Genomic DNA, 720 nt, shown 5'->3' on the forward strand with positions numbered 1-720 from the left:
GGGTTCCCTCCCGACACCGCCGAACTGACGGCTGAGATCAGCCAGGCCATCGAAGACGGACGCATCCGAAGCCGCCAGGGACGAACGGAAGACAACACGACGCCCACCCGCTTCGCCGACTTCGCGCAGGCGGTTGTCTTGCCTGCTGCGGCGACTTGAGCATGGTGTGAAGGCCGGGGGCGAACGATGCACAGCATGCAGCACGCGCTTGAGTGGGCCGTTCATGCGGCTTTGCCGCCTGTCCTGGCCCTGGGCTCCGGCCTCATGGCGGGGGTGTTTTTCGCTTTCTCCGCGTTCGTGATGACGGCGCTGGACGACCGGCCCGAGGCAGAGGCCATCGCGACCATGCAGCGCATCAACGTGCGCGTGATGAACGGCTGGTTCCTCGGCGTGTTCATGGGCACCGCCGTGCTGGGTCTGGCGGTCGCGGCGGCCGGCATCTGGATGTCGGGATCTCAGGCCACAGTCTGGTCCAGCGCTGCTTCAGTCGTGTACTTGCTGGGGGTCTTCGGCGTCACGGCAGGTTTCAACGTACCGATGAACGTGGGTCTGGCACAGTTGCACGTCTCCAGCGACGATCTGTCTGACGCATGGCGTGACTACCGCGTGCCCTGGACGCGCTGGAACCACGCCAGAGCCGCCGCGGCGTCGGCGAGCGCCCTCATTTGGGCGATCGCCAGTCAAGAATGGGGCTAGCCGTTGGCTGCGGCTAGCCTCAAT

General features: G+C 65.8%; 1 protein-coding gene. It reads left to right on the forward strand.

Annotated features, from left to right (window positions below; all coding sequences use genetic code 11):
- Nucleotides 1–186: 186 nt before the first annotated feature.
- Nucleotides 187–696 (forward strand): anthrone oxygenase family protein, encoded by a 510-nt coding sequence (locus AC01FP_RS18385; protein WP_474482299.1) that lies wholly within the window; start codon nt 187–189, stop codon nt 694–696.
- The last annotated feature ends 24 nt before the right edge of the window (nt 697–720 follow it).

This window comes from Cyanobium sp. NIVA-CYA 375 (assembly GCF_056108345.1).

Bases quoted from the DNA above. Each gene is read 5' to 3' on its own strand.
- AC01FP_RS18385 (WP_474482299.1), top strand. From the start codon at position 187: ATGCACAGCATGCAGCACGCGCTTGAGTGGGCCGTTCATGCGGCTTTG.